Consider the following 26,061-nt stretch of genomic DNA (forward strand, 5'->3'; position numbering starts at 1 on the left):
GCGAGTGCCTCGTTCCACGGCCCCCACCCTCCGCTGCGCTCCAGGTCAGCGCTCGACCCGGATGGTCGCGCCGACCTTGCGCTCCGCTACGGGCGAGTGCCTCGTTCCTCGGCCCTCACGCTCCGCTGCGCTCCAGGTCAGCGCTCGATGTCGCCGCGGATGAAGGCCTCGAGCTGGGCGCGGCCCTGCGTGTCCTCCATCTGCTCGGGCGGGGACTTCATGAAGTACGTCGACGCGGACAGGATGGGACCACCGACGCCACGGTCCAGCGCGATCTTCGCGGCGCGGACGGCGTCGATGATGATGCCGGCGGAGTTGGGGGAGTCCCACACCTCGAGCTTGTACTCCAGGTTCAGGGGCACCTCGCCGAACGCGCGGCCCTCGAGGCGCACGTACGCCCACTTGCGGTCGTCGAGCCACGCGACGTAGTCCGACGGGCCGATGTGGACGTTGCGGTCCTCCTTCTTCCCGCCGAGCGCCCCCGTGAGGTTGGACGTCACGGCCTGGGTCTTGGAGACCTTCTTCGACTCGAGGCGGTCGCGCTGCAGCATGTTCTTGAAGTCCATGTTGCCGCCGACGTTGAGCTGGTAGGTGCGGTCCAGCACGACGCCGCGGTCCTCGAACAGCTTGGCCAGCACGCGGTGCGTGATGGTGGCGCCGACCTGCGACTTGATGTCGTCGCCGACGATCGGCACGCCCGCGTCCTCGAACTTCTTGGCCCACTCGGGGTCGGACGCGATGAACACCGGCAGCGCGTTGACGAACGCGACCTTGGCGTCGATGGCGCACTGCGCGTAGAACTTGTCGGCCTCCTCGGAGCCCACCGGCAGGTAGGAGACGAGGACGTCGACCTTCGCGTCCTTCAGCGCCTGCACGACGTCGACCGGCTCGGCGTCCGACTCGTCGATCGTCGCGGAGTAGTAGTCGCCGAGGCCGTCGAGGGTGTGGCCGCGCTGGACGAGGACGCCCGTGGGCGGCACGTCCGCGAACTTGATGGTGTTGTTCTCGGAGGCGTGGATGGCCTCGGCGAGGTCGAAGCCGACCTTCTTCGCGTCGACGTCGAACGCCGCGACGAACTCGAGGTCGCTCACGTGGTAGTCGCCGAACTGCACGTGCATGAGACCGGGGACGGTGTCTGCCGGGTCGGCGTTCCGGTAGAACTGCACTCCCTGGACCAGGGAGGACGCGCAGTTTCCGACACCGACGATGGCAACGCGGACGGAGGTCATCCTCGCTCCTTGTTTCTCTGGGCCGGGGCGCCGGGCGCCCCGGGGTTGTGGTCGCGGTCGCGGCCGAGGGCCCGGTCGCGTTCCGTGGTGATGAGTCCGTCGAGCCAGCGCACCTCGCGCTCGACCTGTTCGAGCCCGTGACGCTGCAGCTCGAGGGTGTACTCGTCGAGCCGCTCGCGGGTGCGTGCGGCGGACTCCCGGACCGCCTCCAGCCGCTCGGTGAGCCGGGTGCGCCGACCCTCGAGGATACGGATGCGGGTCTCGGCGTCCGTCTGCGCGAAGAACGCGAAGCGGACGTCGAAGCTCTCGTCTTCCCAGGCGGCCGGCCCCGACGACGCGAGGACGGTCTGGAGGTGCTCCTTGCCCTCCGGCGTGAGCCGGTACACGATGCGCCCCCGCCGACCGGTCAGCGGCGCCTTGCTGGCCTGCCGGGCGGACGCCCGGCTGCCGGACCTGGTCGGCCGGACGGCCGGCACCGGGAGCTCGGGCTCGGTGGCCTCGATGAGGCCTCGGGTCACGAGCGACTTGAGCGCCGGGTACAGGGTGCCGTAGGAGAACGCGCGGAACGAACCGAGCAGCAGGTTGAGCCGCTTGCGCAGCTCATATCCGTGCAGCGGGGCGGAGTTGAGCAGGCCGAGGATGGCGGTCTCGAGCACGGCAGACCTGCTGCGCACGACGTCCCCCTCCCGCTCCGTCCACCCGGGCGGGCGGCACGTTCTGTCTCGACCTATCGAGTCGATACATCGTGACAATAGGACGCGTTGTCATGTCTGCGCAACGGCAACGACGTCGCGCCGCCCCGCGCCGAGTTGTGAAGGTTCCGCGAAGCGCCCGCCAGGGGGGTGGGGACGGTCCGCAAGAACCGTCGCCCGAGGCGCCCGGGGCTCCCGCCGGTGTCGTCGCATCGCCTAGGGTTCCCTTGGTCCGCAGGCCGGTGCGCGCCCTCGAGAGCGCCGCCCGGTCCCGCACGACGAAAGGCTTGACGTGGCGAGGAGACGTCGCTTCTGGAACTACCCGCGCCCGAACAAGGGCGCGGTGCAGCGTTGGCTGCCCTCCTGGCGCATCGTCGTCGGCACCGGTCTCACCGGCACGGCGCTGGGCGCCGGCCTGTTCGTGGCCGCGTGGAGCACCACGACGGTCCCGGACAACCTGGAGAGCATCAACCAGCAGGCGACCACCGTCTACTGGTCGAACGGCAAGGAGATGGGCACCTTCGCGGAGCAGAAGCGCGAGCTCATCGCCCTCGCCGACCTGCCCGACTACGTCGGCAACGCCGTCGTCGCGTCCGAGGACTCCACGTTCTGGACCAACAAGGGCATCGACCCCAAGGGCATCGTGCGCGCCGCGTACACGAACCTGCAGTCCGGCAGCGCCTCGCAGGGCGCCTCGACGCTGACGCAGCAGTACGTGGAGCGGACCCGGCTCGACACGACGACGTCGTACGCGGGCAAGGCGCGCGAGGCGATCATCGCGCTGAAGATCGCGCAGACGACCCCCAAGGAAGAGGTGCTCGAGGGCTACCTCAACACCATCTACTGGGGCCGCGGCACCTACGGCATCCAGACCGCGTCGCAGGAGTACTTCAGCAAGGACGCCAAGGACCTCACGCCGTCCGAGGCGGCGCTGCTCTCCGGCATCATCCCGTCGCCCGTGAACTGGGACCCGTCGGTCAACCTCGAGCAGGCGAAGATCCGCTGGCAGCGGAGCATCGACCGCATGTACGAGCAGGGGTACATCACCGCCGCGGAGCACAAGGAGGCGGCCTTCCCGAAGTTCAACGAGAAGAAGGAAGCCACCAACACCCGCGGCGGCCAGACCGGCTACCTGCTGCAGGCGGTGCGCCAGGAGCTCGTGAAGTCCGAGAAGAACCCCGACGGCAAGTACACCGAGGAGGAGCTCGACACGCGCGGGCTCAAGATCACCACGACGATCTCGCCGAAGCTGCAGAAGGCCGCGGTGGACGTCGCCAAGTCCCTGCCCGACGACGCGGACAAGAACGTGCGCATGTCGCTCGTGTCCATGGACCCGCAGACCGGAGCCGTGCGCGCGATGTACGGCGGCGCCGACTACGTCAAGCAGTCGCTCAACACCGCGACGCAGGACGTCATGCAGGCCGGCTCGACGTTCAAGCCGTTCACCCTCATCGGCGCCCTGGAGCAGGACCACACCCTCGACGAGATGTTCGACGGCAACTCGCCCGGAGCGCCGATCGATCCCGCGACGGGCCAGGTCTGGGTGGACAAGGACGGCACTCCCTGGGAGCCCGACAACTTCAACTACGCCGACTACGGTCAGATCGACCTGGCGACGGCCACGGCGAACTCGGTCAACTCGGCGTACGCCCAGCTCAACCTCGACATCGGCCCGGAGACCACCGCGGAGGTCGCGCACCGGGCGGGCATCCGGAAGAGCACCGAGATCCAGCCGGTGCCGTCGAACGTGCTCGGCACGGCGTCGGTGTACCCGATCGACCTCGCGAACGCGTACTCCACGATCGCCGCGCAGGGGTACAAGACCACCCCGCACGTGGTGAAGAAGGTCGAGACGCTCGACGGCGCCACGGTCTACGAGGGCCCGACGGCGCAGGAGAAGGTCTTCGAGCCCGATGACATGGCGGCGGCCACCTACGCGATGACGAAGGTCGTCGAGGAAGGCTCCGGCGAGCCGGCGCAGGAGCTCGAACGGCCGGTGGCCGGCAAGACCGGCACCTCGCAGGAGAACAAGTCGGCGTGGTTCGCCGGCTTCGTGCCCCAGCTGACCACCGTCGTCGGGCTGCGCCAGTACTCGACGATCAACGACACCGACATCGGCGGCCAGGAGACGATCGACCCGTTCGGCGAGTGGAAGGCGCAGGGCCTCGGCATCACCGGTGGCTCGTGGCCCGTCCGCGCGTGGACGGACTTCATGAAGGTCGCCACCGAGAACCTGGAGTACGCGGAGTTCCCGGAGTACGTGCCGCCGCAGCCCACCTACACGCCGTCCCCGACGCCGTCGGAGGAGGAGAAGGTCACCGTGCCCGACCTCACCGGGCAGGACGTGGCCGTGGCGACCGCCACGCTCGACGAGCTCGGGCTGGTCCCGCAGCCCCAGGCGCAGAACAGCGACCAGCCCAAGGGTGTGGTGCTGCAGAACTCCGGCGCCAACACCGAGGTCACCGTCGGCACCACCATCACCCTGGTCGTCTCCACGGGCGTTCCCGACCAGCCGGAGCAGGTCGTGGTGCCCGGCGTCGACGGCCAGCCGCGCACGGCAGCCGAGCAGCTCATCCGGGCCCAGGGCCTGTCGTCGACGGTGGCCGAGGAGTACAGCGACACCGTGCCGGTGGGCGCCGTGATCTCGACCGACCCCCCGGGGGGCACGAGCGTCGACCCGAGCACCACGGTCACGCTCGTCGTCTCGCTCGGCCCCGAGCCGGAGGACGACGGCAACAACGGCGGCGGCAACGACCCGACGCCCGACCCGTCGTCGAGCCCGACGACCGAGGAGCCCGACTGGCCGTTGGGCGGGGACTAGACCGGATTTCCGCCAGGCCCGCCCTCGCGGGTATCCTGGTCGACTGGCTGTGCCTGCGGGCATCCGCGGACGCAGCCGACGCACGCAAGAACCCTCCTGTCACGGAACGACCGTGACCGCTGAGACCAGAGGAGGTGGGTTGAACATGCGTCAGTACGAGCTGATGGTGATCCTGGACCCGGAGGTCGAGGAGCGCACCGTGGCCCCGTCGCTGGACAAGTACCTGTCGGTCATCTCGACCGAGGGTGGCTCCGTCGACAAGGTCGACATCTGGGGTCGTCGCCGCATGGCGTTCGACATCAACAAGCGTTCCGAGGGCATCTACGCCGTCGTCGACTTCACCTCGACGCCGGCCACCGCGAAGGAGCTGGACCGCCAGCTCGGCCTGAACGAGGCCGTGCTGCGCACCAAGATCCTGCGCACCGACGCCCGCTGAGACAGACAGAACCGACTCTTCCCCCGTCGTAGGCGCCTGTCGGTGCCCCGTGATGGGATTCCCCCACGTAGTCGCGCACGTCAAACGGACGAACGAAGGAGCTTGGCATGGCTGGTGACACCGTCATCACGGTGATCGGAAACCTGACCGCGGACCCGGAGCTGCGTTTCACGCCGTCTGGGGCCGCCGTCGCGAACTTCACGATCGCGTCCACGCCGCGCCTGTTCGACCGCCAGACCAACGAGTGGAAGGACGGCGACACGCTGTTCCTCCGCTGCTCGATCTGGCGTGACGCGGCCGAGAACGTCGCCGAGTCGCTGACGAAGGGCATGCGCGTCATCGCGCAGGGCCGTCTGACGCAGCGCTCGTACGAGACTCGCGAGGGGGAGAAGCGCACCGTCGTGGAGCTGCAGGTCGACGAGGTCGGCCCGTCGCTGAGGAGTGCCTCGGCGAAGGTCACCCGCGCCCAGCGCTCCGGCGGCGGCGGTGGCGGCTTCGGCGGCGGTGGCGGCAACCAGGGGGGCGGCTTCGGCGGCTCCCAGGGCGGCCAGGCCGGCGGAGGTTTCGGTTCTTCCGGTGGCGGTCAGAGCAACGACCCGTGGGCCACGGCCGGCCCCGCCTCCTCCGGAGGCGGGTTCTCGGACGAGCCCCCGTTCTGATCGACCGCTAGTCCCCAGATCACCCGTCCTCCCGCGACGTCGGCCCTCGGGCCGGAACGCGGCGCAGGACTGCACCTGTGAAGGAGCAACACCATGGCGAAGCCTGTGGTGCGCAAGCCCAAGAAGAAGGCCAACCCGCTCAAGACGGCCAAGATCGAGTCCGTCGACTACAAGGACACGGCCCTGCTGCGCAAGTTCATCTCCGACCGCGGCAAGATCCGTGCGCGTCGCGTGACCGGCGTCTCCGTGCAGGAGCAGCGTCAGATCGCCCGTGCCGTCAAGAACGCCCGCGAGATGGCCCTGCTGCCGTACTCGTCGTCGGCCCGCTGACCGAAAGGATCTGAATCATGGCAAAGCTGATTCTGACCCACGAGGTCACCGGTCTCGGTGAGCCCGGCGACGTCGTCGAGGTGAAGGACGGGTACGCCCGTAACTTCCTCATCCCGCGCAGCCTGGCCACCCCGTGGACCAAGGGTGCCGAGTCGCAGGTCTCCGCGATCCGCAAGGCTCGCAAGGCCCGCGAGATCGCCACGCTGGACGACGCCCAGGCCGCGGCCCAGTCGCTCGAGTCCAGGCAGGTCGCCGTCTCGGCGCACGCGGGTGACTCCGGTCGCCTGTTCGGCGCCGTCACCACCGCGGACATCGCCGCGGCGGTCGAGGCGGCCGGCGGCCCCAAGGTGGACAAGCGCAAGATCGAGATCGGTCAGCCGATCAAGACGGTCGGCGAGTACACCGTGTCGATCCGCCTGCACCCCGAGGTGTCGGCGAAGATCGCCGTCAAGGTCGTCGCCGGCTGAACGCCTGACGACTGACGCACGAAGGCCCCGGCCTCCCGCGAGGGAGCCGGGGCCTTCGCGCGCCCTGCCTTCGTCAGGGCCTGGCCGCACCGGTCACGGCAGCGGTTTCAGGTCGACGTCGTACACCGACGTCTGCCCGGCGACGATCTGCGCCGTCCGGGTGGCGGGGATGAATCCGTTGGCCGCGACGATCAGCTGCAGCGGCCCGTTGGCCCGCGGCATCCAGTACGCGTAGGTGCCGTCGGTACCCGTGATGAGCGTCATGTCGGACGCCCGCCCGTCGAGGTGGACGACGGCGCCCTCGAGCGGCGCGCCGTCCCCGGTGACCGTGCCGGTGATCTTGCCCCACCCGGTCGGCGCCTTGACGTTCATCAGGGCGGCGACCGACGGCGCGGCGTACGGGCTGTCGTTCGCGACGGTGATCGTCGCGGAGTAGGCGCCCGGCTGGGCGACGTCCGCGGTGAGCGTCGCGGCAGCGCGCACGCTGGCCCCCGGGGCGAGCGTGAAGCTCGGCGGCTGGACGTCCAGCCACGAGATCCCACCCCCGGCGGTCTCGCCCGACACGTTCATGACCAGGTGCATGTCGGGGTACCCGATCTCGGCGGTGTCGGTCGGCTCGGGGATGCTGCACGCCTCGGACCGCAGGTAGGTCGGCGCCGTCTGGCCGTCGGGGTTCGACCCGGCGAAGAACCAGCCGCCGGCCGGGACGTCGACCTCGACCACGAGCGTGCCGCCCGCGGGCACCTCGCCCGTGACCGGGACCGACACGACCGTGCCGCCCGCGTCGGTGCCCACCGTCGCCTCGGCGCTGCCGATGAGCGTCATGTTGGCGTAGGTGAGGTCGCCGTCCAGGGTGTACAGGTTCACGGTCAGCGGCTGGGCGACGCGCGCCGCCTCGACGGCGAACGACACGCTCGACACGGCGAACTTCCCCGAGACGTCGAAGTCGCTCAGCGTGAAGGTCCGCAGGTACGCGTTGTCCTGCGTGACCACCTGGTTGGTGCAGGCCACCGAGTTGTTCGCGACGATGTTTTGCGACGCCGAGTGCGTGAGGGTCGTCTCCGCCAGCGGGACCCCGGAGAGGTCTGGTGTGACGGTGCCTGCCTTCGCGCCGGACGTCGTCAGGCCTTCTGGGGCGGCCTTGTCCCCGTCGGCCGTGCCGAGGCCCGACCCGGTGGTCCCGAAGGAGGGCCCCCCGGACTCGGGCACGGTGGCCTCGCCGACGACGTGCGAGATGACCCCGCCCGTGTCGGCCGACCCGAGGACCTCGAAGCCGCCGTCGCCGACGCCGAGGTCGACGTTCACCGGCGCGGTGCCGGTGTTGGTGACGCGGAAGGCCCGCGACGCGGTGCCCCCCATGGCGAGGCTGGCCGAGATGCTCTCCTTGTCCACGGTGAGCCGGCCCGCTGCCAGGGCGACGTTGCGGGTCACGACCTGCCCATCCTCGGTGAACGCCGCGCTGCGCGTGGCGCTCTCGTAGCCCGGCGCCTCCATGACGATGCCGTACCGCTCCAGCGGGAGCATCACCGAGTAGGTGCCGTCGGCCCCGGTGGTCGCGACCTTGACGTCCCCGTCGTCCTTCGACGTGACCGTCACGGTGGCGCCCTCGATCGGCTCGCCGGTGTTCCCGTCCCGCACGGTGCCCGTGAGGACGCCCATGTCGGCGAGGTCGTACGTGACCGACAGGCCGTCGGTCAGCGCCGCCGTGTTGTACGAGAACTGGGACGCGACGGCCCCAGCGGCGTCCTCGATACCGACGGTCGCCGAGCTGCCCGTCGCCGTGGCCGTGTCGACCAGGTCGCCGTACCCGAGCAGGACCCGGCCGTCCGCCAGCAGCGTGGCCGAGAACGTCATCCGGTCGGTGGTGGGGTTGAGCTTGCGCACGTTGCGCCACTCGACGACGAACGCGTCGACGCCGTCGACGGTCGTGGCCCCCGTGTACACGCCCGACTCCGCGTCCACGTTCAGGTCGTCCCAGAACGGGTAGACGCCCGCGTTCGGCGTCGTGGCGTTCGGGAGCGCGACGTTCGAGTACGAGGTCACGGACCCCAGGAAGTTGAGGAACCCGTTGGTCGACACGAAGGCCGAGTCGTACTCCTCGCCGTAGAACGGGAAGGAGAACGGCAGGGCGACCTCGGTGGCACGGTCGTCGCCGGTGAGGTCCAGGAGGGTGTCGCCGGCGGCGGCCCCCGCCGTGCCCGTGGCGCAGAAGTAGCCGTAGTCGTCGACGATCCGCTGCAGCGCGGCGTCCACGACCTCGTCGCCGTCGACCGTGACCTCGGTGCTGAAGGGCTCGGCGCACGTGCCCGCCGAGACGGTCAGCGTGTACGTGCCCTCGGGGACGTCGGCGAAGGCGAAGGCCCCGTCGGCGTCCGTCGTGACGCCCTCGATCGGCGCCGACAGCTCGACGAGCGCGCCCGCGGCGGGATCGCCGCTGCCCGCGTCGGACACGGTGCCCGTGACCGCGTGGGTCGGCGCGGCCGTCAGCGTGATCGGCACGGTGACGGTCTCGTCAGCGGTGACGGTCACGTCGACCGCCTCGGAGGCGAGGAACCCGAAGGCCGACGCGGTGACCGAGTAGTCGCCGACGGCGAGCACGGCCTCGTAGGCGCCGGTCTCGTCGGTCGTGACGGTGCGGTCGTTCGCGCCGTCGAACGTCACGGTCGCGCCGTCGACAGGTGCGCCGTCGGCGTCCGTGACGGCGCCCGAGACGGTCCCGGTGTCACCGACGGGGGCTGCCGCGACGAGCGCGGCCACGTCGAGCTTGCCCTCGCCCCAGACGTTGTTGTCGTCGGCGGTGCCGCCGCAGGTGGTGTCGTCGACGTCGACAGCCGAGGCGTCCAGGAGGGCCTGGGTCTCCTCGATCTGGCCGACGAGGCTCGGCGCCGCGCTCCACAGCAGCGCGACCGCGCCCGCGAGGTGCGGGGCCGCCATCGAGGTGCCCGAGTAGACGCCGTACCCGTCGCCGGGGATCGACGACCGGACGCTCTGGCCCGGGGCGGCGATGTTGGGCTGCACGGCGCCGTTCTCGCCCGGACCGCGGGAGGAGAAGGACGCGATGTTCCCGGCCTCGTTGAACGCGCCGACGGCGTAGGTGGCCTCGTTGGCGCCCGGGGACGACGTCGTCTGGCAGGCGGGGCCCTCGTTGCCCGCGGACCAGGCGCCGAAGATGCCGGCGGCCTCCCAGGCCGCGATCTCCTCGGCCATGAAGTCGTCGATGGCGCCGGGGGCGTTCAGGCCCCAGGAGTTGTTGACGACGTGCGGCCGCATGCTCGGGTCGGCGTCGGAGCCGTCGGCCCTGGTCGGCGCGAGGATCCACTGGCCCGACTCGAGGAGGTCAGCGTCGGAGCAGGTGGCGCAGCCGTTGGCCGCGATCCACTCGGCGTCGGGGGCGACGCCGATCTGGTTGGCGTCGCCGTCGTCGCCGACCATCGTGCCCATCGTGTGCGTGCCGTGGCCGTCGCCGTCGCACGGTGTGCCGTCGCAGGCTCCGGACGCGTCGAACCAGGCGTAGTCGTCGTCGACCGTGCCGTCGGCCTGCAGGCCGCGGTACTTCGCGGCGACGGCCGGGTGGTCGCCCTGCACGCCGCTGTCGATGCTGGAGACGGTGATGCCCTGGCCGGTGAAGCCCTGGGCCCAGACGTCGTCGGCGTTGATCGCGGCGACGCCCCACTCGACGGCCTGCGTGCCCTTGTCGGCGGCCTTCTCGCGCTCGACGGGCTCGACGGGCTCGAGGACGACGGGCGTGCTGATGCGGCTCACCTCGGCGGACGTCGCGAGCTGGTTCGCGAGGCCGAGGGTGCCGTCGGTGACGAGGATCCGGTTCGAGATCCAGAACGTCTCGTAGGAGGCGCCGTCCGCCTCGAGCTGCTTGACCAGGTCGGCCTGCGAGTCGGCGGCCACGCTGGTGAGCGCGTCGTACACGTACGCGCCGCGGTCGTCCCAGTCGGCGATGTCCTTCGCCGCGGTCAGGTCGGCGGCGTCGGACAGCTCGAGCCAGAAGTCGGCGGGGCCGCCGGTGAGGCGCTTCTCCGCCTGGGCGGTGAGCTTGTCCTCCGGCGCCGGCACGGGGGCGGACGGGGAGAGGACGGGGCCCGACGCCGGGTCGGCGGCGGGCAGTGCGGCGGCGGACGCCGGGATCATGACTGCGGCGGGTGCGGCGAGGAGGGCGAGGGCCGTCCCTGTGGCGGCCCATCTCCTTCCCCTGAGGTGCAGAGCGTGCACGGTACCTCCCGTGAGCAGCGTCGCCACCGGTCGGCGGCGACGTCGGAACGGGGCACCCGGTCGGGTGCCCCGCTCCAGCCCACCCCCGACCCGTGCCGCGGACAAGGGCGGGGGACGGTCAGTTCCCGGTCAACACCGGGTCGCGAGCCGGGCGGCGAAGGGTTGGTCGCCGCGCGCAACCTGCGCGGGTCTGATAGGTACCTGGGTAGACGTTGCAGGAAGGTATGGAGGACAGCGATGCCCCAGAACCCTTCCGCCGAGCACCTGGGCGGGTACGTGCTGTGCGTCGGGCTGCCGCTGCAGCGGGTGGGCGAGGTGGCCCGGCTGCTGCGGGGGCGGGCGGCGGTGATCGCGACGGCGGACGCCGACGGGGCGCGCCTGCTCCTCGGGCCGCCCGACGGCGGCGCGGAGCCGGTACGGCCGCCCGTCGTGGCCCCGCCGGTGCGTCCCGTCACCGGGGTGGCCGTGGCGGACGAGGCCGGGCCGGCGCGCCTCGTGCTGGGCACCCTCGAGGTGGACCTCGCGGCGCGGGAGGTCACGGCCGGGGGCCGGCCGATCCACCTGTCGATGCGCGAGTTCGACCTGCTGGCCACCCTGGCCTCAGAGCCGGACCGGGTCTGGTCGTTCGCGGACCTCACCCGGACCGTCTGGCGCACGGTCTACCTCGGCGACTCGGACCCCGTCGTCTCGGCCGTGAAGCGGCTGCGCAAGCGCCTCGGCTCGGTGCCGGACCTGCGGCTGTCGTCCGTGCGCGGCGTCGGGTACCGGCTGCGCGTGCCGGCCTGAGGGCCGGCCGGGTTCACGCCCGCGTCACACGACCGACCGGCGGCGTCACGCGCCCGTCACCATCCACCGGTCGCCGCGAGCGCGCAGCCCGGTGGTGAGCGCGCGAGCCAGCATGAACACCCCCGCGAACGCGCCCCACAGCCACGCGAGCCCGACGGCGCCGTCGGGCGCCCAGGCGCGCACGGCGAGCGCGACGGGCGCGTACACGACGAGCGTCAGCATCCCCGCCCACGCGAGGTAGCGGCCGTCGCCGGCGCCGATGAGGACGCCGTCGAGCACGAACACCCAGCCCGCCATCGGCATGAGCACGCCGCAGACGGCGAGGCCCACGGCGATCGCGACGCGCACGTCGGGGTCGGGGGAGAACAGCGGCGCGATCCACCAGCCGGCCGCCGCGAGCAGGATGCCGATCGCCGCGCCGGCGCCCACGCCCCACTGCAGGGAGCGATGCAGCACCGCCCGCACGCGCGTCGTGTCGCCGGCGCCGAGGCCGTACCCGACGAGCGCCTGCCCGGCGATCGCCAGCGCGTCGAGGGCGAACGCGGCGAGCCCCCAGAGGCTGTTGACCACCTGGTGCGCGGCGAGCGCGGTGGCGCCGAGGCCCGTCGCGACTGCGACGGTCAGGAGGATGGCGAGGCGCAGCGAGACGGTCCGCACGAACAGCGGCGCGCCGGCGACGGCGTTCGCCCAGATGCCCGCTCGGTGCGGGCGCAGCGCGGCGTGGTGGCGGCGGGCGCCGCGCACGACGACGACGGTGAGCACGGCCGCCATGCCGAGCTGCGTCGCCGCGGTCCCGATCGCGGAGCCCGCGATCCCGAGGCCTGCGCCGTAGACGAGGGCCACGCTGAGGACGGCGTTCGCCACCGCGCCGGACGACGCCACCCACAGCGGGGTGCGGGTGTCCTGCAGGCCGCGCAGCACGCCGGTGGAGGCGAGGACGACGAGCATCCCCGGCAGGCCGACCACCGACCAGCGCAGGTAGGTCACCGCGTGCGTGGCGACGTCGTCGTCGGCGCCCATGGCGCCCACGGCCCACGGGGCCACGACGGCGAGCAGGGTCGCGAGGGCGACGCCGAGGCCGAGGGCGAGCCACATGCCGTCGATGCCGGACTGCAGGGCGTCGCGGGTGCGGCCGGCGCCGACGAGGCGGGCGACGGCGGCCGTGGTGGCATAGGCGAGGAAGACGCACAGCCCGACGAGCGTCACCAGGAGCGTGGAGGCGAGCGACAGCCCTGCGAGCTGGGCGGTGCCGAGGTGGCCGACGACGGCGCTGTCGACGAGGACGAACAGCGGCTCCGCGACGAGAGCGCCCAGCGCCGGCCAGGCGAGTGCGAGGATGTCGCGGTCGATCCGGCGACGCTCGAGCTGGCGGTCGGCAGGGCTGCCGGCGTGGTGCTCGGGCCTGTGGACAGCGTCGTGCGGCCGCTGTACGGGTGCGTGTCCGTCCGGTGCCGCGGATGAAGCCGGGGTGTCGCCGTCCTGTCCGTCGTCTGGACGCGGAGTGCGTCGCACCTCACCCAACTTCTTCTCCTCCACAGCCTGAGGGTAGTGTTCGCGCAGGTCACAGACCTACGGAGCGTTGTACACAGCAGATATCCCCAGTTGTGCACATGCCCGTCCACCGCCTGTGCACAGCCTCGGGGGGATGTCCACAGGTTGGTCCACAGGTGCGTCCACAACGCTCGTTGCACACCCGGGCTGGCGAGCCTAGCGTCGAGGCCGGTGTCGGTGCCTCAGAGTAGAACGAGGTCCTGACAGCGGGGACGGTCCGGGCGTCGGGCCCGAGTGCCGGCAGCGCCGGGGGAGCGAGGTGGGCATGTCGATCGAGGAGCTCGAGGCGGGATACTCGGGGTCGTCGTCGGGCGCCGGTTTCGACCGCACACCTCCTCAGGACGTCGCCGCCGAGATGAGCGTGCTCGGCGGCATGCTGCTCTCCAAGGACGCCATCGCCGACGTCGTCGAGCAGATCCGCGGCAACGACTTCTACCGCCCCGCGCACGAGGCCATCTACGACGCGATCATCGACCTCTACGGCCGCGGGGAGCCCGCCGACGCCATCACCGTCTCCGGGGAGCTGACCAAGCGCGGCGAGCTGCAGCGTATCGGCGGCGCCCCCTACCTCCACGACCTCATGGCGGGCGTCCCTACCGCGGCGAACGCCGGGTATTACGCGCGCATCGTGCAGGAGCGCGCCGTGCTGCGCCGCCTCGTGCAGGCGGGCACCAAGATCGTGCAGCTCGGGTACGCGACCGACGGCGGCGACGTCGAGGGCATCGTCAACACCGCCCAGGCGGAGATCTACGCCGTCACCGAGCGCAAGACCAGCGAGGACTACCTGCCGCTCGCCGAGATCATCGGCGGCACGATGGACGAGATCGAGGCCGCCGGGCACCGCGGCGAGGGGATGACCGGCGTCCCCACCGGCTTCGCCGATCTCGACCGCCTCACCAACGGCCTGCACCCCGGGCAGATGATCGTCATCGCCGCCCGACCTGCCATGGGCAAGGCGCTCGCGCTCGACACCCCGCTGCCCACACCTACCGGGTGGACGACGATGGGCGACGTCGCCGTGGGCGACCAGCTCCTCGCCGCCGACGGCACCCCCACGCGCGTCGTCCGCGCGACCGAGGTCATGACCGGGCGGCCCTGCTACGAGGTCGTGTTCGACGACGGCACGACCATCGTCGCGGACGCCATGCACGAGTGGTCCACGAGCACGCGTGCCCAGCGTCGAAAGGTCCGGGTGGGCCAGGACCCCGAAGCATCCATCCGCACGTCCGAGCAGATCGCTCAGACCTTGCGGTGCGACACGGCGGACAAGCGCGCCAACCATTCCGTTGTCACGGCACATGCTTTGGAACTGCCGGACGCCGAACTACCCCTGCACCCGTACGCTCTGGGTGTCTGGCTCGGGGATGGGCATTCGGCCTCCGCCCGCTTCACCTCGGCCGACCCAGAGATCGCCATGCGACTCGAGGGGCTCGGTCACGTGGTCACGGCGCGGACTGATTTCGAGGGTGGGGCCCGCCTCTACCAGCTTCAGCTTCCTAGCGACGGACCGGTCGCGACGCGCCACTGCGTCGTGTGCGGTGCGGAGTTTGTACCGAAGCTGTCGCAGGTCAAGACGTGTGGTCGTTCGTGCGGTGGCAAGGCTTCGGCCGTCTCCGCACCCAGCACGGCGCCGACGTGTCCGGACTGTGGTCGCCCGAGCAGCGGCCACCGCCGGTGCCGTGAGTGCCACCGCTCACACGGTTCGGTGGCGGGGATCCTTCGTGCCCTCGGTGTGCTGGAGGACAAGCACGTCCCTGCCGAGTACCTTCGGGCGAGCGAGACGCAGCGCCGTGAGCTCCTGGCGGGCCTGTTGGACACCGACGGCACGGTGAACCGGACCGGCAGCCCGCAGTTCACCGTGACCAATCGGCGGCTCGCCGAGGGATTCCGCGAGCTGGTGCACAGCTTGGGCTACCGGTCCGGGTGGTGGGAGAAGTCTGTCGAGGGGCGGAGCGCGGCGTCGTCGACCGCTTACACGATCACCTTCACCACGGAAGACGACGTGTTCGCCCTGGAGCGCAAGCGACTGATCCACAAGGAGCGCCGTCGCAAGCCCACCGCGAGGCTGACCTCCCGGTTCATCGTGGACGTCAGGCGGGTCGAGCCCGTGCCCGTGCGGTGCGTCGAGATCGAGCACCCGTCGCACCTGTACCTGGCGAGCCGGGCGATGATCCCGACGCACAACTCGACCTTGGCCATCGATATTGCTCGGTCGGCGTCGATCAAGAACGGGCAGGCGTCCGTCGTGTTCTCGCTCGAGATGAGCCGCAACGAGATTACGATGCGTCTGCTGTCCGCCGAGGCGCGAGTGCACCTGCAGAAGCTGCGCAACGGCTCCATGGGCGAGGACGACTGGCAGAAGCTCGCCAAGGTGATGGGCAAGATCTCCGAGGCGCCGATGTTCGTCGACGACTCGCCCAACATGTCGCTCACCGAGATCCGGGCCAAGTGCCGACGGCTCAAGCAGAAGCACGACCTCAAGCTCGTCGTTATCGACTACCTGCAGCTCATGTCCTCGGGCAAGAAGGTCGAGTCGCGCCAGCAGGAGGTCTCCGAGTTCTCTCGTGCCCTCAAGCTGCTTGCGAAGGAGATCGAGGTCCCGGTCATCGCGCTCTCGCAGCTGAACCGTGGTCCTGAGCAGCGGCAGGACAAGAAACCTGCAATGTCGGATTTGCGCGAAAGTGGCTCAATTGAGCAGGATGCGGACATGGTGATCCTCCTGCATCGCGAGGACGCCTATGAGAAGGAGTCCCCGCGCGCGGGTGAGGCCGACCTGATCGTGGCCAAGCACCGTAACGGCCCCACCGACACCATCACCGTCGCGTTCCAGGGGCACTACTCGCGGTTCGTCGACATGCAGGTCTGACAGCTGTTGTCGATCGACTGCACCGGAGGGTGTGGCACCGCCACCGAATCTGAGCGCGGCCAGGAACAGGTTCTGGACGTGACGAACCGAGGTGGATCGCCCGCACGCACAGGAGTGGTGAGATGTGCAGATGTTCGTCCGCTTTCAGTCGCCGCTCCCCGGCAAGCGCGGAGTGCACACCGGCGTCTTCGGGCTCACCAACCTCCTCGGGCGTTCGGGGCAGCTGACACCCGACGAGCGCGCGGCGTGGCGTTCGGGGAACGACTGGTACAACGCGGCCTACCCAGATCCGACGGACATCGACCCCACCGTCTACGACGAGATCGTGAACCCGCGCGCCTCGGCGTGGTTCAAGGAGACGGCTACCCACCTTCTTGAGCGGGTGCCGCCGTACCTCGAGATCTTGCGGGCGCACGGCGTGGAGTGCGTGCGGGTCGAGACGGGAGACCCGGGGCGCGTGATCTACGAGGACGCCGTCCAGATCGTCGTCGTGCCTCACGACCCGTCCGCGTCGACGTCGTTTCATCCCACGACCTGGTGAGCGGACGGGTCGGCTCGCCGGCTACGTGAGCGCAGCCAAGCTCCTGCGCGCCGATGAGTTTCCGTTTTGCCGGTCGTCCATCGGTGAGAACGCAGGACGGTCGTGATCGTCCTGCGGCGACGAGACTCGTCGGGAATGCGCTGCTTGGCCGTCCTCCCGACGCCGCTGTCCCCGACGCCGTCCTGGAGGCCCCCATGTACCCGACGAACTGCCCGTGCCCCACCTCCGACGGCGTCATCGCGGCGGGGGAGCTGGCGTGATGACGACGGTCGAGGCGAACGGCGTCACGCTCGGCGTCGAGCACTTCGGGGACGCGGAGGCGCCGCTCGTGCTCTGCGCGGGTGGCACGACGATGCTCTCGTGGCCCGACGCGCTCTGCGAGTCCCTCGCGCGCGGCGGTCGCCACGTCGTGCGGTACGACCTGCGCGATTCCGGTGCGTCGACCACCGTCGATCCCGAGGCTCCGGCGTACACGCTGCGCGATCTTGCCGCCGACGCCGCCTCGCTCGCCCGCGAGCTCGATGACCGGCCGGCCCACCTGGTGGGCATCGGCGTCGGCGGGATGGTCGCCCAAGTTGCGGCGCTCGATCACCCGGAGGCGTTCTCGGCCCTGACCCTCGCCGGAACGCGACCGATCGCCCCCGGCCCGGTCGACGCCGACCTGCCTGACCATGACGCGGCGACGATGGCCCGGTTGTTCTCGCGCTCGATGCCCGACTGGTCCGACCGCGACGCGGTGATGCAGCACGCGACCGAAGGTGCTGAGATCCTCGGAAACGACCCCGCCGCCACCCGGGCTGTCGCCGCACGCACCTGGGACCGCACACCGGGCACGGTGCCCGCGGTGCACATGGCCAACCAGCTGGGCATCGTGTTCGCCAGTCTCGACTGCACGCCGCGCTGGCGCGAGCGGCTCGCCGAGCTCGCGATGCCGACGCTGGTGGTGCACGGTCACCTCGACCCGTTCTTCCCGGTCGGCAACGGCATGGCGCTCGCGCGCGAGATCCCCGGCGCCCGGCTCCTCGTGCTCGAACGAGCCTCGACGGCGATCCCCGATGCGGCCGCCGATCAGGTCGCGACGGCGATGCTGGGACTTTGACCAGACCCACCAGTCCTACACTCGGCGCATGCCCGGCCTGCAGCACGACCTCACCATCGCGGCCCCGCCCGAACGGGTCTGGGCGGTCCTCGTCGACGTCGAACGCTGGCCCGAACGGATCCCGACGGTCGACGACGTGGAGCGCCTCGACGACGGACCGCTGGCCGTCGGCTCCCGCACCCGGTTGCGGCAGCCCAAGCTGCCCGAGGGGGTCTGGACGGTCACCGAGCTGGTCGACGGGTCGTCGTTCACCTGGGAGTCACGCTCGCCCGGCGTCACGATCACCGGCGCGCACGTCGTCGAGCCGCACCCTGACGGCAGCCGGCTCACCCTTCGCCTCAGGGTGTCCGGACTGCTGTCCGGGATCGGCTGGCTGATGACACGGTCGCTGAGCAGGGAGTACACCCAGACCGAGGCCGCCTCGATCAAGCGCGCCGCCGAGTCCTCGACCCCGTAGCGCTCGACCCGTCACGAGCTCGACCTCGTAGCGAGCGTCTTCGTTCGCACCCGCTCGCACGCGAAGGGCCGGACGGAGGATCGCCCCCGTCCGGCCCCTCGGCGGTCGGTCCGCTCAGGAGCAGGTGACCGCGGTGCGGTAGATCTGCTGGTCGCCGCCCGCGTGATGCGGCGTCGCGCACGTGGTGTGCGCGATGTACCGCACCTGCTGGTACAGCGGCTGGATCACCTGGTCGGCGAGGATGCGGTCCTCGCTCTTCTGCCAGAGCGCGTCGGCCTCCTCCTGGCTGGGTGCGGCGAGCGCGGCGTCGACCGCGGCCTGCCCCTCGGCATCGGTGTACTTCAAGCGGTAGTTCGCGTCGATGTACACCGACGCCACCCACTCGGACGCCGCGGGGAACGACGATCCCCACAGCTGGATGACGGGTCCGTCCAGCTCGTAGGAGTTGATCGTCTCCGACAGGGCGGCGGCGGGCACCGGCTTCGGCTCGACCGTGAGGCCGATCTCCTTCGCGGAGTTGGACACGGCGAGAGCGGTCGCGGCGTCCGTGGTGTTCTCCGAGGAGTAGTTCAGCGGGATGGTCCCCGTGAAGCCCGACTCGGCGATCAGCGCCTTGGCGGCGTCCGGGTCGTACGTGCAGTACTCGCCGCAGGCGTCCTCGCGGTACGCCGACACGGAGTTCGGCATGAGTGACCCGGCCGGAACGGTCGCGTCCTTGAAGAGGTCCTTCGAGATGGTCGCGCGATCCACGATCATCGAGAACGCCTGGCGGACCTCGATCGGGAAGGTCTCGTCGAGGTAGGTCGGCCAGGTGAAGTAGGTCTCCAGCGCGTTGCTGTCGATCGCGGTGAGCCCCTCCTCGCCGAGCGCGTTGCGTCCCTGCGCGATGAGGCCGGGCGGCAGGTCTCGGAGCAGGTCGGCGTTGCCCGCGACCACGTCCTGGTAGGCCGTGTTGGTGTCGGTGTAGACGCGGAAGGTGATCTGGTCGGCCGCGCCGTCGGGCACCCAGCCCTGGTACTTCGGGTCCTTCTTCAGCACCGCCTCGACCTGCGGGTCGAGCTTCTCCAGCGTGTAGACGCCGTTGCCGATCGGCTCCTTGTCGTACGCCACCGGGTCCGCGAAGGCGCTCTCGGGCATCGGGCAGAAGGCCAGCTGCGACAGGATGTACGGGACGTCGTTGTTCGGCGACTTCATCTCGATCGTGAACGTGCTCTCGTCGACGAGCGTGATGCCGGAGAACTCCGTCGCGGTCGCCTTGCCCTCGGCGGGGTTCAGCTCGTCGTAGCCCTTGATCGGGCCGTACGCGTAGTTCGAGGGCATCGCGTTCGCGCCTGCGCCGACGAAGTTGAACGTGTCGACGTAGGTCTCCGCCGTGATCGGCGTGCCGTCCGAGAAGGTGTGGCCGTCGGCCACCTTCACCGTCCAGTTGACCTGGTCGTCGCTCTCGAGCGACTCGGCCCCGCGCATGAAGACCGTGCCGTCCTCCTCGATGCCCGTCAGCGGTTCGCAGATCGCCATGGCGATCTGGCTGCCAGGATTCTGGGCGCCGGTGATCCGGCCGATCTCGCCGTTGTTGACGGCGACGAGGGACGTCGTGCCGTCGGCGGCCTCGGAGGGCTCGCCGAGACAACCGGACAGCATCGTGACGCATGCAGCGGCGGCGACGATGCCGACCGCGATGCGGCTGCTCCTAGGGTTCATCATTGGTTCCTTTCGGACAGGGAGAGAGGGGAGGGAAGCGTGGAGACCATGCCGACGCGCGATCGGGTGATCTGCTCGGCGAGGTGGCAGGAGGCGTGGTGCGCCGGCTGCCCGCCCGGCACGGACCGGAGGGCGGGCACGTCGGTGGCGCACCGCTCGACCGCCGCGTAGCAGCGGGTGTGGAACGGGCAGCCCGGCGGCGGGTCGATCGGCGAGGGAGGGTCGCCCTCGAGCACCACCCGCTCGAGGCGCTCGTCCGGCGCGAGCTTGCGCGGGATCGCCGAGAGCAGCGCGCGGGTGTACGGGTGCGCGGTGGCGGCGTACACGTCGTCGCAGTCGCCCTGCTCGACCACCTTGCCGAGGTACATCGTCACGATGCGGTCGGACATGTGCTGGACGACGTCGAGGTCGTGCGCGATGAAGACGATCGACAGGCCGAGCTCGCGCTTGAGGCGATTGAGCAGGTTGAGCACCTGGGCGCGCACCGAGATGTCGAGCGCCGAGACCGGCTCGTCGCACACCAGCAGCTTCGGCTCGACCGCCAGCGCCCGGGCGATGCCGATCCGCTGCAGCTGGCCGCCGGAGAACTCGTGCGGGTACCGGTGCGCGTGTTCGGGGTTCAGGCCGACCTGGGTGAGGAGCTCGCCCACCCGCGCGTCGACCTTCGACGCCGGCAGCAGCCGGTGCGTCGTGACGCCCTCCGCGATCGACTGCCCGACCGACCGCCGCGGGTCCAGCGAGGCGTGCGGGTCCTGGAACACCATCTGCACCTCCCGGTGCAGCAGCGACTTGCGGTCGGCCGCCGACATGGCGCCGACGTCCGCACCGTTCCAGCGGACGGTCCCCTCGCTGGGCGCCTCCAGGCCGCAGATGATGCGCGCGAGCGTGGACTTCCCGCAGCCCGACTCGCCGACCAGGCCCACGGTCTCGCCCTGGTCGACCGTGAAGTCCACGCCGTCGACGGCACGGACCTGCCCGTGCGTGCCGCGCGAGAACATCGTGTGCTTCTGCTTGTAGAAGCGGCGTACCGACTCAAGCTCCAACAGGGGCATCGGCGATCACCTCCCCCTTGTGGTGGCAGGCGGCGGCCCGATCGGGCGCGAACGGGTCCAGGTGCGGCAGCACCGTGCGGCACTGTGCGGTGGCGTACCCGCAGCGCGGGTTGAAGCTGCAGCCCGGCGGCCGCCGGGCGATGTCCGGAGGCAGTCCCTGGATCGTCGGCAGGTCTCCGCCGCGGTGGGCCGCGCTCGGGATCGAGCCCAGCAGCCCCTTGGTGTACGGGTGCGCGGGGCTCTCGAACATGCTCCCGATCGGGCCGGACTCGGCGACCCGCCCGGCGTACATGACCAGCGCCCGGTCCGCCAGCTGTCCTGCGACGCCCAGGTCGTGCGTGATCATGAGCAGCGCCATCTGGCGCTCCTGGGTGATCTCGCCCAGCAGGTCCAGGATCTGAGCCTGCACGGTCGCGTCCAGCGCGGTGGTCGGTTCGTCGGCGATGAGGACGTCGGGATCCAGCGCCAGCGCCATCGCGATCATGATGCGCTGGCGCATCCCGCCGGAGAACTGGAACGGGTAGTCGTCGGCGCGGTTCGCCGCGTCGGGGATCCGCACCGCGCGCATCATCTCGATCGCGGCCGCGTGCGCCTGCTTCTTCCCCATCCCCCGGTGCACGCGGTAGAGCTCGGCGATCTGGGTGGCCACGGTCTGCACGGGGTTGAGGGCGCTCAGCGCGTCCTGGAACACCATCGCGATGCGGGCGCCCTGCACCCGGCGGAGCCTCGTCGGGGGAAGGGTGAGCAGGTCGTCGCCGTCGAACATGATCCGTCCGCCGGTGATGCGCGAGGCCGGCTTGGGCAGGATGCCCATGATCGCCTTGGCGGTGATGCTCTTCCCGGATCCGGACTCTCCGAGGACGGCGAGCGTCTCGCCCCGGTCGAGCGTGAGGCTCACGTCCTGCAGCGCGGCGATCGGCGGGTTCCCCGGCGAGCGGAACTCGAGGGACAGGTTCTGGACGTCGAGGAGCGCGGTCATCGGCGGGCCTTCGGGTCGAGGGCGTCGCGCAGGCTCTCGCCGAGCACGACGAAGGCGAGCGTGGTGAGCCCCAGCATCAGGGCGGGGAAGAACATGAGGAGCGGTGCGATCTGCCAGTTGCCGTCCTGGCTCGCGAGCGCGATCTGGATGCCCCAGGAGAACGCGGGCAGCTTGAGCCCGACGCCGAGGATCGAGAAGCCCGCCTCGGCGGCCATCCCGGCGCCGACGGAGAGCGTGGTCATGACGATCAGCGGCGTGACCGCGTTCGGGATCACGTGCGAGCCGAGGATGCGCCACGGGCCGACCCCCAGCCCCCTCGCGGCCTGGATGTACTCCAGGTTCCTGACCTGCATGACCGAGCTGCGCATGTAGCGCATGGTGGCCGCCCAGCTGAACAGCACGAGGACGAACACGATCGTCCACACCGTGCGGGAGCGGAACTGGTACAGGATCACCAGGCTGGCGATGCCGACGGGGATGCCGAGGATCACGTTCGACGTCCAGGAGATGACCGAGTCCACGACGCCGCCGAAGTAGCCGGCGAGCGACCCGGCGACGAGCGCGATCACGAACGAGATCGCCGCGGTGTACACGCCGACCTCGAGCGAGGTGCGCGCGCCGTAGACGATGTTCGACCAGTAGTCGCAGCCCTGGATGTCGTAGCCCATGAGGTGGCCCGGCTCGGGCCCCAGGCGCGACTTGGACAGGTCGCAGTCCCGGGGGTCGATGTGCGTGAACAGGGACGGGAACAGCGCCATGAGCGCGACGACGACGATGATGATCGCCGCGATGTCGAACCACGGGCTCTTCCACAGGCTGCGCAGGCCGCTGCGCGGGCGCCCCCGGCGAGCCCGCGCCGTCTGCGGCGAGGTGGTGGACTCAGGCATGGCGCACCCTCGGGTCGATGATCGGATAGAGCAGGTCCACGACGAGGGCGGCGACCAGGTAGAACAGCAGCAGGAAGATCGAGACGCCGACGACGACCGGACCGTTCTGCGTGTCGATCGCCCTCGCCAGCGTGCCGCCGAGGCCGGGCAGGTTGAAGATCGTCTCGATGAGCACCGACCCGCCCAGCAGCGCCGCCATGCTCAGCCCGAGATACGTCACGACCGGCATGAAGGCGTTGCGCAGCGCGTGGACCCACATGATCCGTTGCGGGCTGATCCCCTTCGCGGTCGCCGTGACGATGTAGTCGGACCGCATCGTGTCGACGAGGCTCGTGCGGCTCAGCCGCGCCAGCGGGGACGCGGTCTCCAGGGCGAGCACCATCGCCGGCATGACGAACGCGAGCGGGAACCCGGCCTGCACCCCCGATATCGGCAACCAGTGCAGCTTGATGCCGAACACGTACTGCGAGAAGTAGGCGATGATGAAGCCGGGCACCGCCAGGAAGAAGATCGTGAAGAACAGGTTGAACTTGTCCGGCAGCCTTCCCTGGCGCAGGCCCGCCCAGACGCCGAGGCACACGCCGATGACGAGCTTCAGCACGAACGCCGTCAATGCCAGCACCACCGTGTAGGGCAGCGCGGTCGCGATCAGGGTGGAGACGGAGTTGCCGTTGAAGTCGTGCCCGAAGTCGCCGTGCAGCACACCCCACAGGTACTTCGCGTACTGGACGAAGAACGGGTCGTCGAGGTTGTACTGCTCCCGGATGGACGCGATCGTCGAGTCCGAGAGCCGCTTCTCCCCGCCGGCCAGCCTGGTGACCGGATCGCCCGGGATGAGGAAGACCAGGAGATAGACGAGGAACGTCGACCCGATGAGGGTCGGGATCATCAGCAGGACGCGGCGCAGCGTGTACCGGAGCATCAGCGTCGGGTGGGCTGGTGCGCGGCGTAGTAGTCGAGCACCTCGTCGGCGAGCCGGGGGATCTCGAAAGGCCGGGACTCCGAGCGGATCGACAGCGCGCCGCCGATGCCCGCCGCGACTGCGTCTCGGGCCGCGACCGGGCTCGTGTCGGTGGGCGTCCCGCGGCGGACGAACTCGACGAACTCGGCGACCGTGAGCGGGTCGGCGCCGCCGTGACCGCCGGCGCCGCCGTCCTCGATCGGGTAGCGCACGTGCCCCTTCTCGAGGTAGTCGCTGCGGGCGTTCCACAGGCGGATCTCGCCGCCGGCGTCGTCGTCGAAGTTCTCGATGCGCCCCTCGGTGCCGATCACCGTGTAGTTGCGCCAGTAGTCCGGGGTGAAGTGGCACTGCTGGTAGCTCATCAGCACGCCGGAGTCGGTGCGCATCATGATCATCGAGATGTCCTCGACGTCGATGACGGGGTTGAGGTCCTGCTGCGCGCTCGGCGGCCAGTTCTGCATGGAGAACCAGTCGCCCATCCGCCGGTCGGAGTTGTCGCGCCGCGACTCGACGTCGCCGTAGACGGCGAGGTCTCCCACGCCGACGACCGAACGCGTGGAGGTCCCGGCGATCCAGTGCATGACGTCGATGTCGTGCGCGCCCTTCTGCAGCAGCAGGCTCATCGCCTTGTCGCGCTCGGCGTGCCAGTCCTTGAAGTAGTAGTCGCCACCGTGACCGACGAAGTGCCGGCACCAGATCGCCTTGACCTCGCCGATCTCGCCGCGGTCGACGATGTCCTTCATCATTCGGACGACCTGCATGTGGCGCATGTTGTGGCCGACGTAGACCTTGGTGCCGGTGCGGTGCCCGGCCTCGAGGATGCGGTCGGCGTCCTCGATGGAGACGGCGAGGGGCTTCTCGATGTAGGCGGCGACGCCCGCCTCGAGCAGCTCGACGGCGACCTCGGCGTGGGTGTGGTCCGGGGTGGTCACGAACGCGCCGTCGACCGCCACGTCCGAGGCGAGCAGCTCCTTGACCGAGGAGAACACCGGGACGTCTCCGAACAGGCGCGCGGCCCGCGCGTGCGTGCGCTCGTCGGGGTCGACCGCCGCGACGACGATCCCGCCCGCCTCCTTCACGTGCAGCGCGACGCCGGCTCGGGCGCCGACGCCGATCACGGCGGCTCGGAACGGTGTCGTCTCGGCGACGGTGTCGGTCGTCATCTTTTCGTTCTCCGGATCGATGGTGATGACGGGTGCCGGAACGTCCGGCATCCCGTAGATGCGGGTGGAGTGGTTCTTGAAGGCCAGGCCGACCGCCCCGAGGACCGCCGCGTCGGCGCCCAACTCGCCCCCGCGGATGAGCCGCGGGCCGGTCTCGATGCCCGTCACGGCGGTGCGGATACCGTCGGCGAGCGGGCCGGCCACGAGATCGGCGTACTCGCCGAGCTCGCCGCCGAGGACGATGACGTCGGGGTCGACGGTGAGGATGAGCGCGGCCAGCGCCGGCGCCATCGCTGCGCTCAGGGCTTCCAGCGCCGCGAGCCCGGACAGGTCGGCCGGGTCGTCCCGCAGCCGGCGCAGCTCGGCGCCCACCTTCGGGACGGCCTCGAGGAGGGTGCCGGGCGGCACCTCGACATCGCTGAACGCACGGAGCAGCCCGACCTCCCCGGCGCGTCCGCGGCGCCCGCGGAGCACCCGGCCGGATGCCGTGACCCGCGCCGACACGTGGTGCCAGGTGAGCGCGTACACGCCCGTCTCGGCGTCGGCGAGCGCCCCGCCGCGGGACTCGGCCTCGGCGGCGAGGGACAGGTCGTTGTCGACCACGACCGGCGCGCCGAAGTACTCGGTGAACATCGCGGCGAGGTCCCGGCCGTTCCAGGCGGTGATCTGCGGGGCGGAGATGAGGATGCCGTCCTCGTCGATCAGACCGGCGACCGCGATGCCGATCGCCGCGACGTTCGACTGCCGGTGACCGGCGCGCTCCAGCGTCTGCAGCAGCAGGGCGCGGACCGGGGCGAGCGAGGGCTGCGCGGTGGTCGGCGGCGCGATCTCGGAGTCCTGGCGGCCCAGCACCCGCCCGGTGCGATCGGCGATCACGATGCGGACGGTGCTGCGCGTCAGGTCGATGCCCACGATCACCGGCGAGCCGGCGACGGGGGAGAAGGCGCGCGCGGGGCGGCCGGCGGCGGACCGTGCCTCGTGCTCGACGGCGAGCCCGGACTCCACCAGCGCGTTCAGCGCCGCGGTGACCGTCGGGCGCGACAGGCCGGTGCGCTCCGCCAGGTCCGAGATGGTCGCCCGTTCCAGGTCGCGCAGATGCGTCAGGCACTGGGCGACGAGCTTCCCGTCGATGGCGGACATCGTTGGACCCCGGTTTCTAA

At 70.7% G+C, this 26,061-nt stretch carries 20 protein-coding genes; 10 read left to right on the forward strand and 10 right to left on the reverse strand.

The features are described from left to right. Positions 1-137 precede the first annotated feature (137 nt). Positions 138-1,229, reverse strand: a complete 1,092-nt coding sequence (locus ABD254_RS09555) for an inositol-3-phosphate synthase (protein ID WP_344247911.1) — start codon at positions 1,227-1,229, stop codon at positions 138-140. Beyond that, a complete protein-coding gene (locus ABD254_RS09560) occupies positions 1,226-1,903 on the reverse strand; it encodes a PadR family transcriptional regulator (protein WP_344247913.1) in 678 nt (225 codons plus the stop codon). The genes ABD254_RS09555 and ABD254_RS09560 overlap by 4 nt, the downstream gene beginning before the upstream one ends. A 310-nt stretch (positions 1,904-2,213) precedes the next feature. Here ABD254_RS09560 and ABD254_RS09565 point away from each other — a divergent pair, with 310 nt between their 5' ends. From ABD254_RS09565 to rplI, 5 genes are all read left to right on the forward strand, one after another. Then, on the forward strand, positions 2,214-4,742 hold the full coding sequence (locus ABD254_RS09565; RefSeq protein WP_344247915.1) for a transglycosylase domain-containing protein: 2,529 nt from the start codon (positions 2,214-2,216) through the stop codon (positions 4,740-4,742). Between the two features lie 145 nt (positions 4,743-4,887). Beyond that, entirely contained in the window at positions 4,888-5,178 is a 291-nt protein-coding gene (rpsF, locus tag ABD254_RS09570; protein ID WP_344247917.1) for a 30S ribosomal protein S6, read from the forward strand. Between the two features lie 107 nt (positions 5,179-5,285). After that, positions 5,286-5,837, forward strand: coding sequence for a single-stranded DNA-binding protein (locus tag ABD254_RS09575; protein ID WP_344247919.1), 552 nt, complete (start codon positions 5,286-5,288; stop codon positions 5,835-5,837). Between the two features lie 93 nt (positions 5,838-5,930). Next, positions 5,931-6,167, forward strand: a complete 237-nt coding sequence (gene rpsR, locus ABD254_RS09580) for a 30S ribosomal protein S18 (protein ID WP_100422261.1) — start codon at positions 5,931-5,933, stop codon at positions 6,165-6,167. Between the two features lie 17 nt (positions 6,168-6,184). Further along, complete coding sequence (gene rplI / locus ABD254_RS09585; RefSeq protein WP_344247926.1) at positions 6,185-6,634, forward strand: 50S ribosomal protein L9; 450 nt, start codon at positions 6,185-6,187, stop codon at positions 6,632-6,634. 93 nt (positions 6,635-6,727) lie between these two features. On the opposite strand, the gene ABD254_RS09590 is transcribed toward rplI, so the two are convergent. After that, the gene (locus tag ABD254_RS09590; RefSeq protein ID WP_344247928.1) at positions 6,728-10,858 is read right to left on the reverse strand and encodes a carboxypeptidase regulatory-like domain-containing protein; all 4,131 of its coding nucleotides are present in this window, start codon (positions 10,856-10,858) and stop codon (positions 6,728-6,730) included. Between the two features lie 237 nt (positions 10,859-11,095). Between ABD254_RS09590 and ABD254_RS09595 the strand changes: the two genes are divergently transcribed. Next, entirely contained in the window at positions 11,096-11,644 is a 549-nt protein-coding gene (locus ABD254_RS09595) for a winged helix-turn-helix domain-containing protein (protein WP_344247930.1), read from the forward strand. A 45-nt stretch (positions 11,645-11,689) separates the two neighbouring features. On the opposite strand, the gene ABD254_RS09600 is transcribed toward ABD254_RS09595, so the two are convergent. Beyond that, positions 11,690-12,994, reverse strand: coding sequence for an MATE family efflux transporter (locus ABD254_RS09600; protein ID WP_344248534.1), 1,305 nt, complete (start codon positions 12,992-12,994; stop codon positions 11,690-11,692). Between the two features lie 466 nt (positions 12,995-13,460). Between ABD254_RS09600 and dnaB the strand changes: the two genes are divergently transcribed. From dnaB to ABD254_RS09620, 4 genes are all read left to right on the forward strand, one after another. After that, entirely contained in the window at positions 13,461-16,061 is a 2,601-nt protein-coding gene (dnaB, locus tag ABD254_RS09605; protein ID WP_344247932.1) for a replicative DNA helicase, read from the forward strand. A gap of 130 nt (positions 16,062-16,191) precedes the next feature. Beyond that, positions 16,192-16,602: a hypothetical protein gene (locus tag ABD254_RS09610; RefSeq protein WP_344247934.1), complete on the forward strand. Its 411-nt coding sequence runs from the start codon at positions 16,192-16,194 to the stop codon at positions 16,600-16,602. Positions 16,603-16,861: 259 nt separating this feature from the next. Next, on the forward strand, positions 16,862-17,701 hold the full coding sequence (locus ABD254_RS09615) for an alpha/beta fold hydrolase (RefSeq protein ID WP_344247936.1): 840 nt from the start codon (positions 16,862-16,864) through the stop codon (positions 17,699-17,701). 28 nt (positions 17,702-17,729) lie between these two features. After that, positions 17,730-18,158 carry an SRPBCC family protein gene (locus ABD254_RS09620; RefSeq protein WP_344247938.1) on the forward strand — a complete coding sequence of 143 codons (429 nt, stop codon included), beginning with the start codon at positions 17,730-17,732 and terminating at the stop codon, positions 18,156-18,158. 114 nt (positions 18,159-18,272) lie between these two features. On the opposite strand, the gene ABD254_RS09625 is transcribed toward ABD254_RS09620, so the two are convergent. Genes ABD254_RS09625 through ABD254_RS09650 form a run of 6 tightly spaced genes read right to left on the reverse strand, consistent with a single transcriptional unit; the run spans position 18,273 to position 26,041 of the window. Continuing rightward, complete coding sequence (locus ABD254_RS09625; RefSeq protein ID WP_344247940.1) at positions 18,273-19,859, reverse strand: ABC transporter substrate-binding protein; 1,587 nt, start codon at positions 19,857-19,859, stop codon at positions 18,273-18,275. Next, complete coding sequence (locus ABD254_RS09630; RefSeq protein ID WP_344247942.1) at positions 19,859-20,911, reverse strand: ABC transporter ATP-binding protein; 1,053 nt, start codon at positions 20,909-20,911, stop codon at positions 19,859-19,861. Before ABD254_RS09630 ends, ABD254_RS09625 begins: the two co-directional genes overlap by 1 nt. Then, positions 20,892-21,890: an ABC transporter ATP-binding protein gene (locus tag ABD254_RS09635; RefSeq protein ID WP_344247944.1), complete on the reverse strand. Its 999-nt coding sequence runs from the start codon at positions 21,888-21,890 to the stop codon at positions 20,892-20,894. Before ABD254_RS09635 ends, ABD254_RS09630 begins: the two co-directional genes overlap by 20 nt. After that, on the reverse strand, positions 21,887-22,777 hold the full coding sequence (locus tag ABD254_RS09640) for an ABC transporter permease (RefSeq protein WP_344247946.1): 891 nt from the start codon (positions 22,775-22,777) through the stop codon (positions 21,887-21,889). Before ABD254_RS09640 ends, ABD254_RS09635 begins: the two co-directional genes overlap by 4 nt. Continuing rightward, complete coding sequence (locus tag ABD254_RS09645; protein ID WP_344247948.1) at positions 22,770-23,699, reverse strand: ABC transporter permease; 930 nt, start codon at positions 23,697-23,699, stop codon at positions 22,770-22,772. The genes ABD254_RS09640 and ABD254_RS09645 overlap by 8 nt, the downstream gene beginning before the upstream one ends. Continuing rightward, positions 23,699-26,041 (reverse strand): ROK family protein, encoded by a 2,343-nt coding sequence (locus ABD254_RS09650; RefSeq protein ID WP_344247950.1) that lies wholly within the window; start codon positions 26,039-26,041, stop codon positions 23,699-23,701. Before ABD254_RS09650 ends, ABD254_RS09645 begins: the two co-directional genes overlap by 1 nt. Between the last annotated feature and the right edge of the window lie 20 nt (positions 26,042-26,061).

The sequence above is a fragment of the Isoptericola hypogeus genome, assembly GCF_039531145.1.
GTDB classification, from domain to species: Bacteria; Actinomycetota; Actinomycetes; order Actinomycetales; family Cellulomonadaceae; genus Isoptericola; species Isoptericola hypogeus.

Excerpts from the sequence above, each read along its gene's own strand:
- ABD254_RS09555 (WP_344247911.1), bottom strand. The coding sequence starts at position 1,229 with ATGACCTCCGTCCGCGTTGCCATCGTCGGTGTCGGAAACTGCGCGTCC.
- rpsF (WP_344247917.1), top strand. The coding sequence starts at position 4,888 with ATGCGTCAGTACGAGCTGATGGTGATCCTGGACCCGGAGGTCGAGGAG.
- ABD254_RS09575 (WP_344247919.1), top strand. The coding sequence starts at position 5,286 with ATGGCTGGTGACACCGTCATCACGGTGATCGGAAACCTGACCGCGGAC.
- rpsR (WP_100422261.1), top strand. The coding sequence starts at position 5,931 with ATGGCGAAGCCTGTGGTGCGCAAGCCCAAGAAGAAGGCCAACCCGCTC.
- rplI (WP_344247926.1), top strand. The coding sequence starts at position 6,185 with ATGGCAAAGCTGATTCTGACCCACGAGGTCACCGGTCTCGGTGAGCCC.
- ABD254_RS09595 (WP_344247930.1), top strand. The coding sequence starts at position 11,096 with ATGCCCCAGAACCCTTCCGCCGAGCACCTGGGCGGGTACGTGCTGTGC.
- dnaB (WP_344247932.1), top strand. The coding sequence starts at position 13,461 with ATGTCGATCGAGGAGCTCGAGGCGGGATACTCGGGGTCGTCGTCGGGC.
- ABD254_RS09610 (WP_344247934.1), top strand. The coding sequence starts at position 16,192 with ATGTTCGTCCGCTTTCAGTCGCCGCTCCCCGGCAAGCGCGGAGTGCAC.
- ABD254_RS09615 (WP_344247936.1), top strand. The coding sequence starts at position 16,862 with ATGACGACGGTCGAGGCGAACGGCGTCACGCTCGGCGTCGAGCACTTC.
- ABD254_RS09620 (WP_344247938.1), top strand. The coding sequence starts at position 17,730 with ATGCCCGGCCTGCAGCACGACCTCACCATCGCGGCCCCGCCCGAACGG.
- ABD254_RS09625 (WP_344247940.1), bottom strand. The coding sequence starts at position 19,859 with ATGAACCCTAGGAGCAGCCGCATCGCGGTCGGCATCGTCGCCGCCGCT.
- ABD254_RS09630 (WP_344247942.1), bottom strand. The coding sequence starts at position 20,911 with ATGCCCCTGTTGGAGCTTGAGTCGGTACGCCGCTTCTACAAGCAGAAG.
- ABD254_RS09635 (WP_344247944.1), bottom strand. The coding sequence starts at position 21,890 with ATGACCGCGCTCCTCGACGTCCAGAACCTGTCCCTCGAGTTCCGCTCG.
- ABD254_RS09640 (WP_344247946.1), bottom strand. The coding sequence starts at position 22,777 with ATGCCTGAGTCCACCACCTCGCCGCAGACGGCGCGGGCTCGCCGGGGG.
- ABD254_RS09645 (WP_344247948.1), bottom strand. The coding sequence starts at position 23,699 with ATGCTCCGGTACACGCTGCGCCGCGTCCTGCTGATGATCCCGACCCTC.
- ABD254_RS09650 (WP_344247950.1), bottom strand. The coding sequence starts at position 26,041 with ATGTCCGCCATCGACGGGAAGCTCGTCGCCCAGTGCCTGACGCATCTG.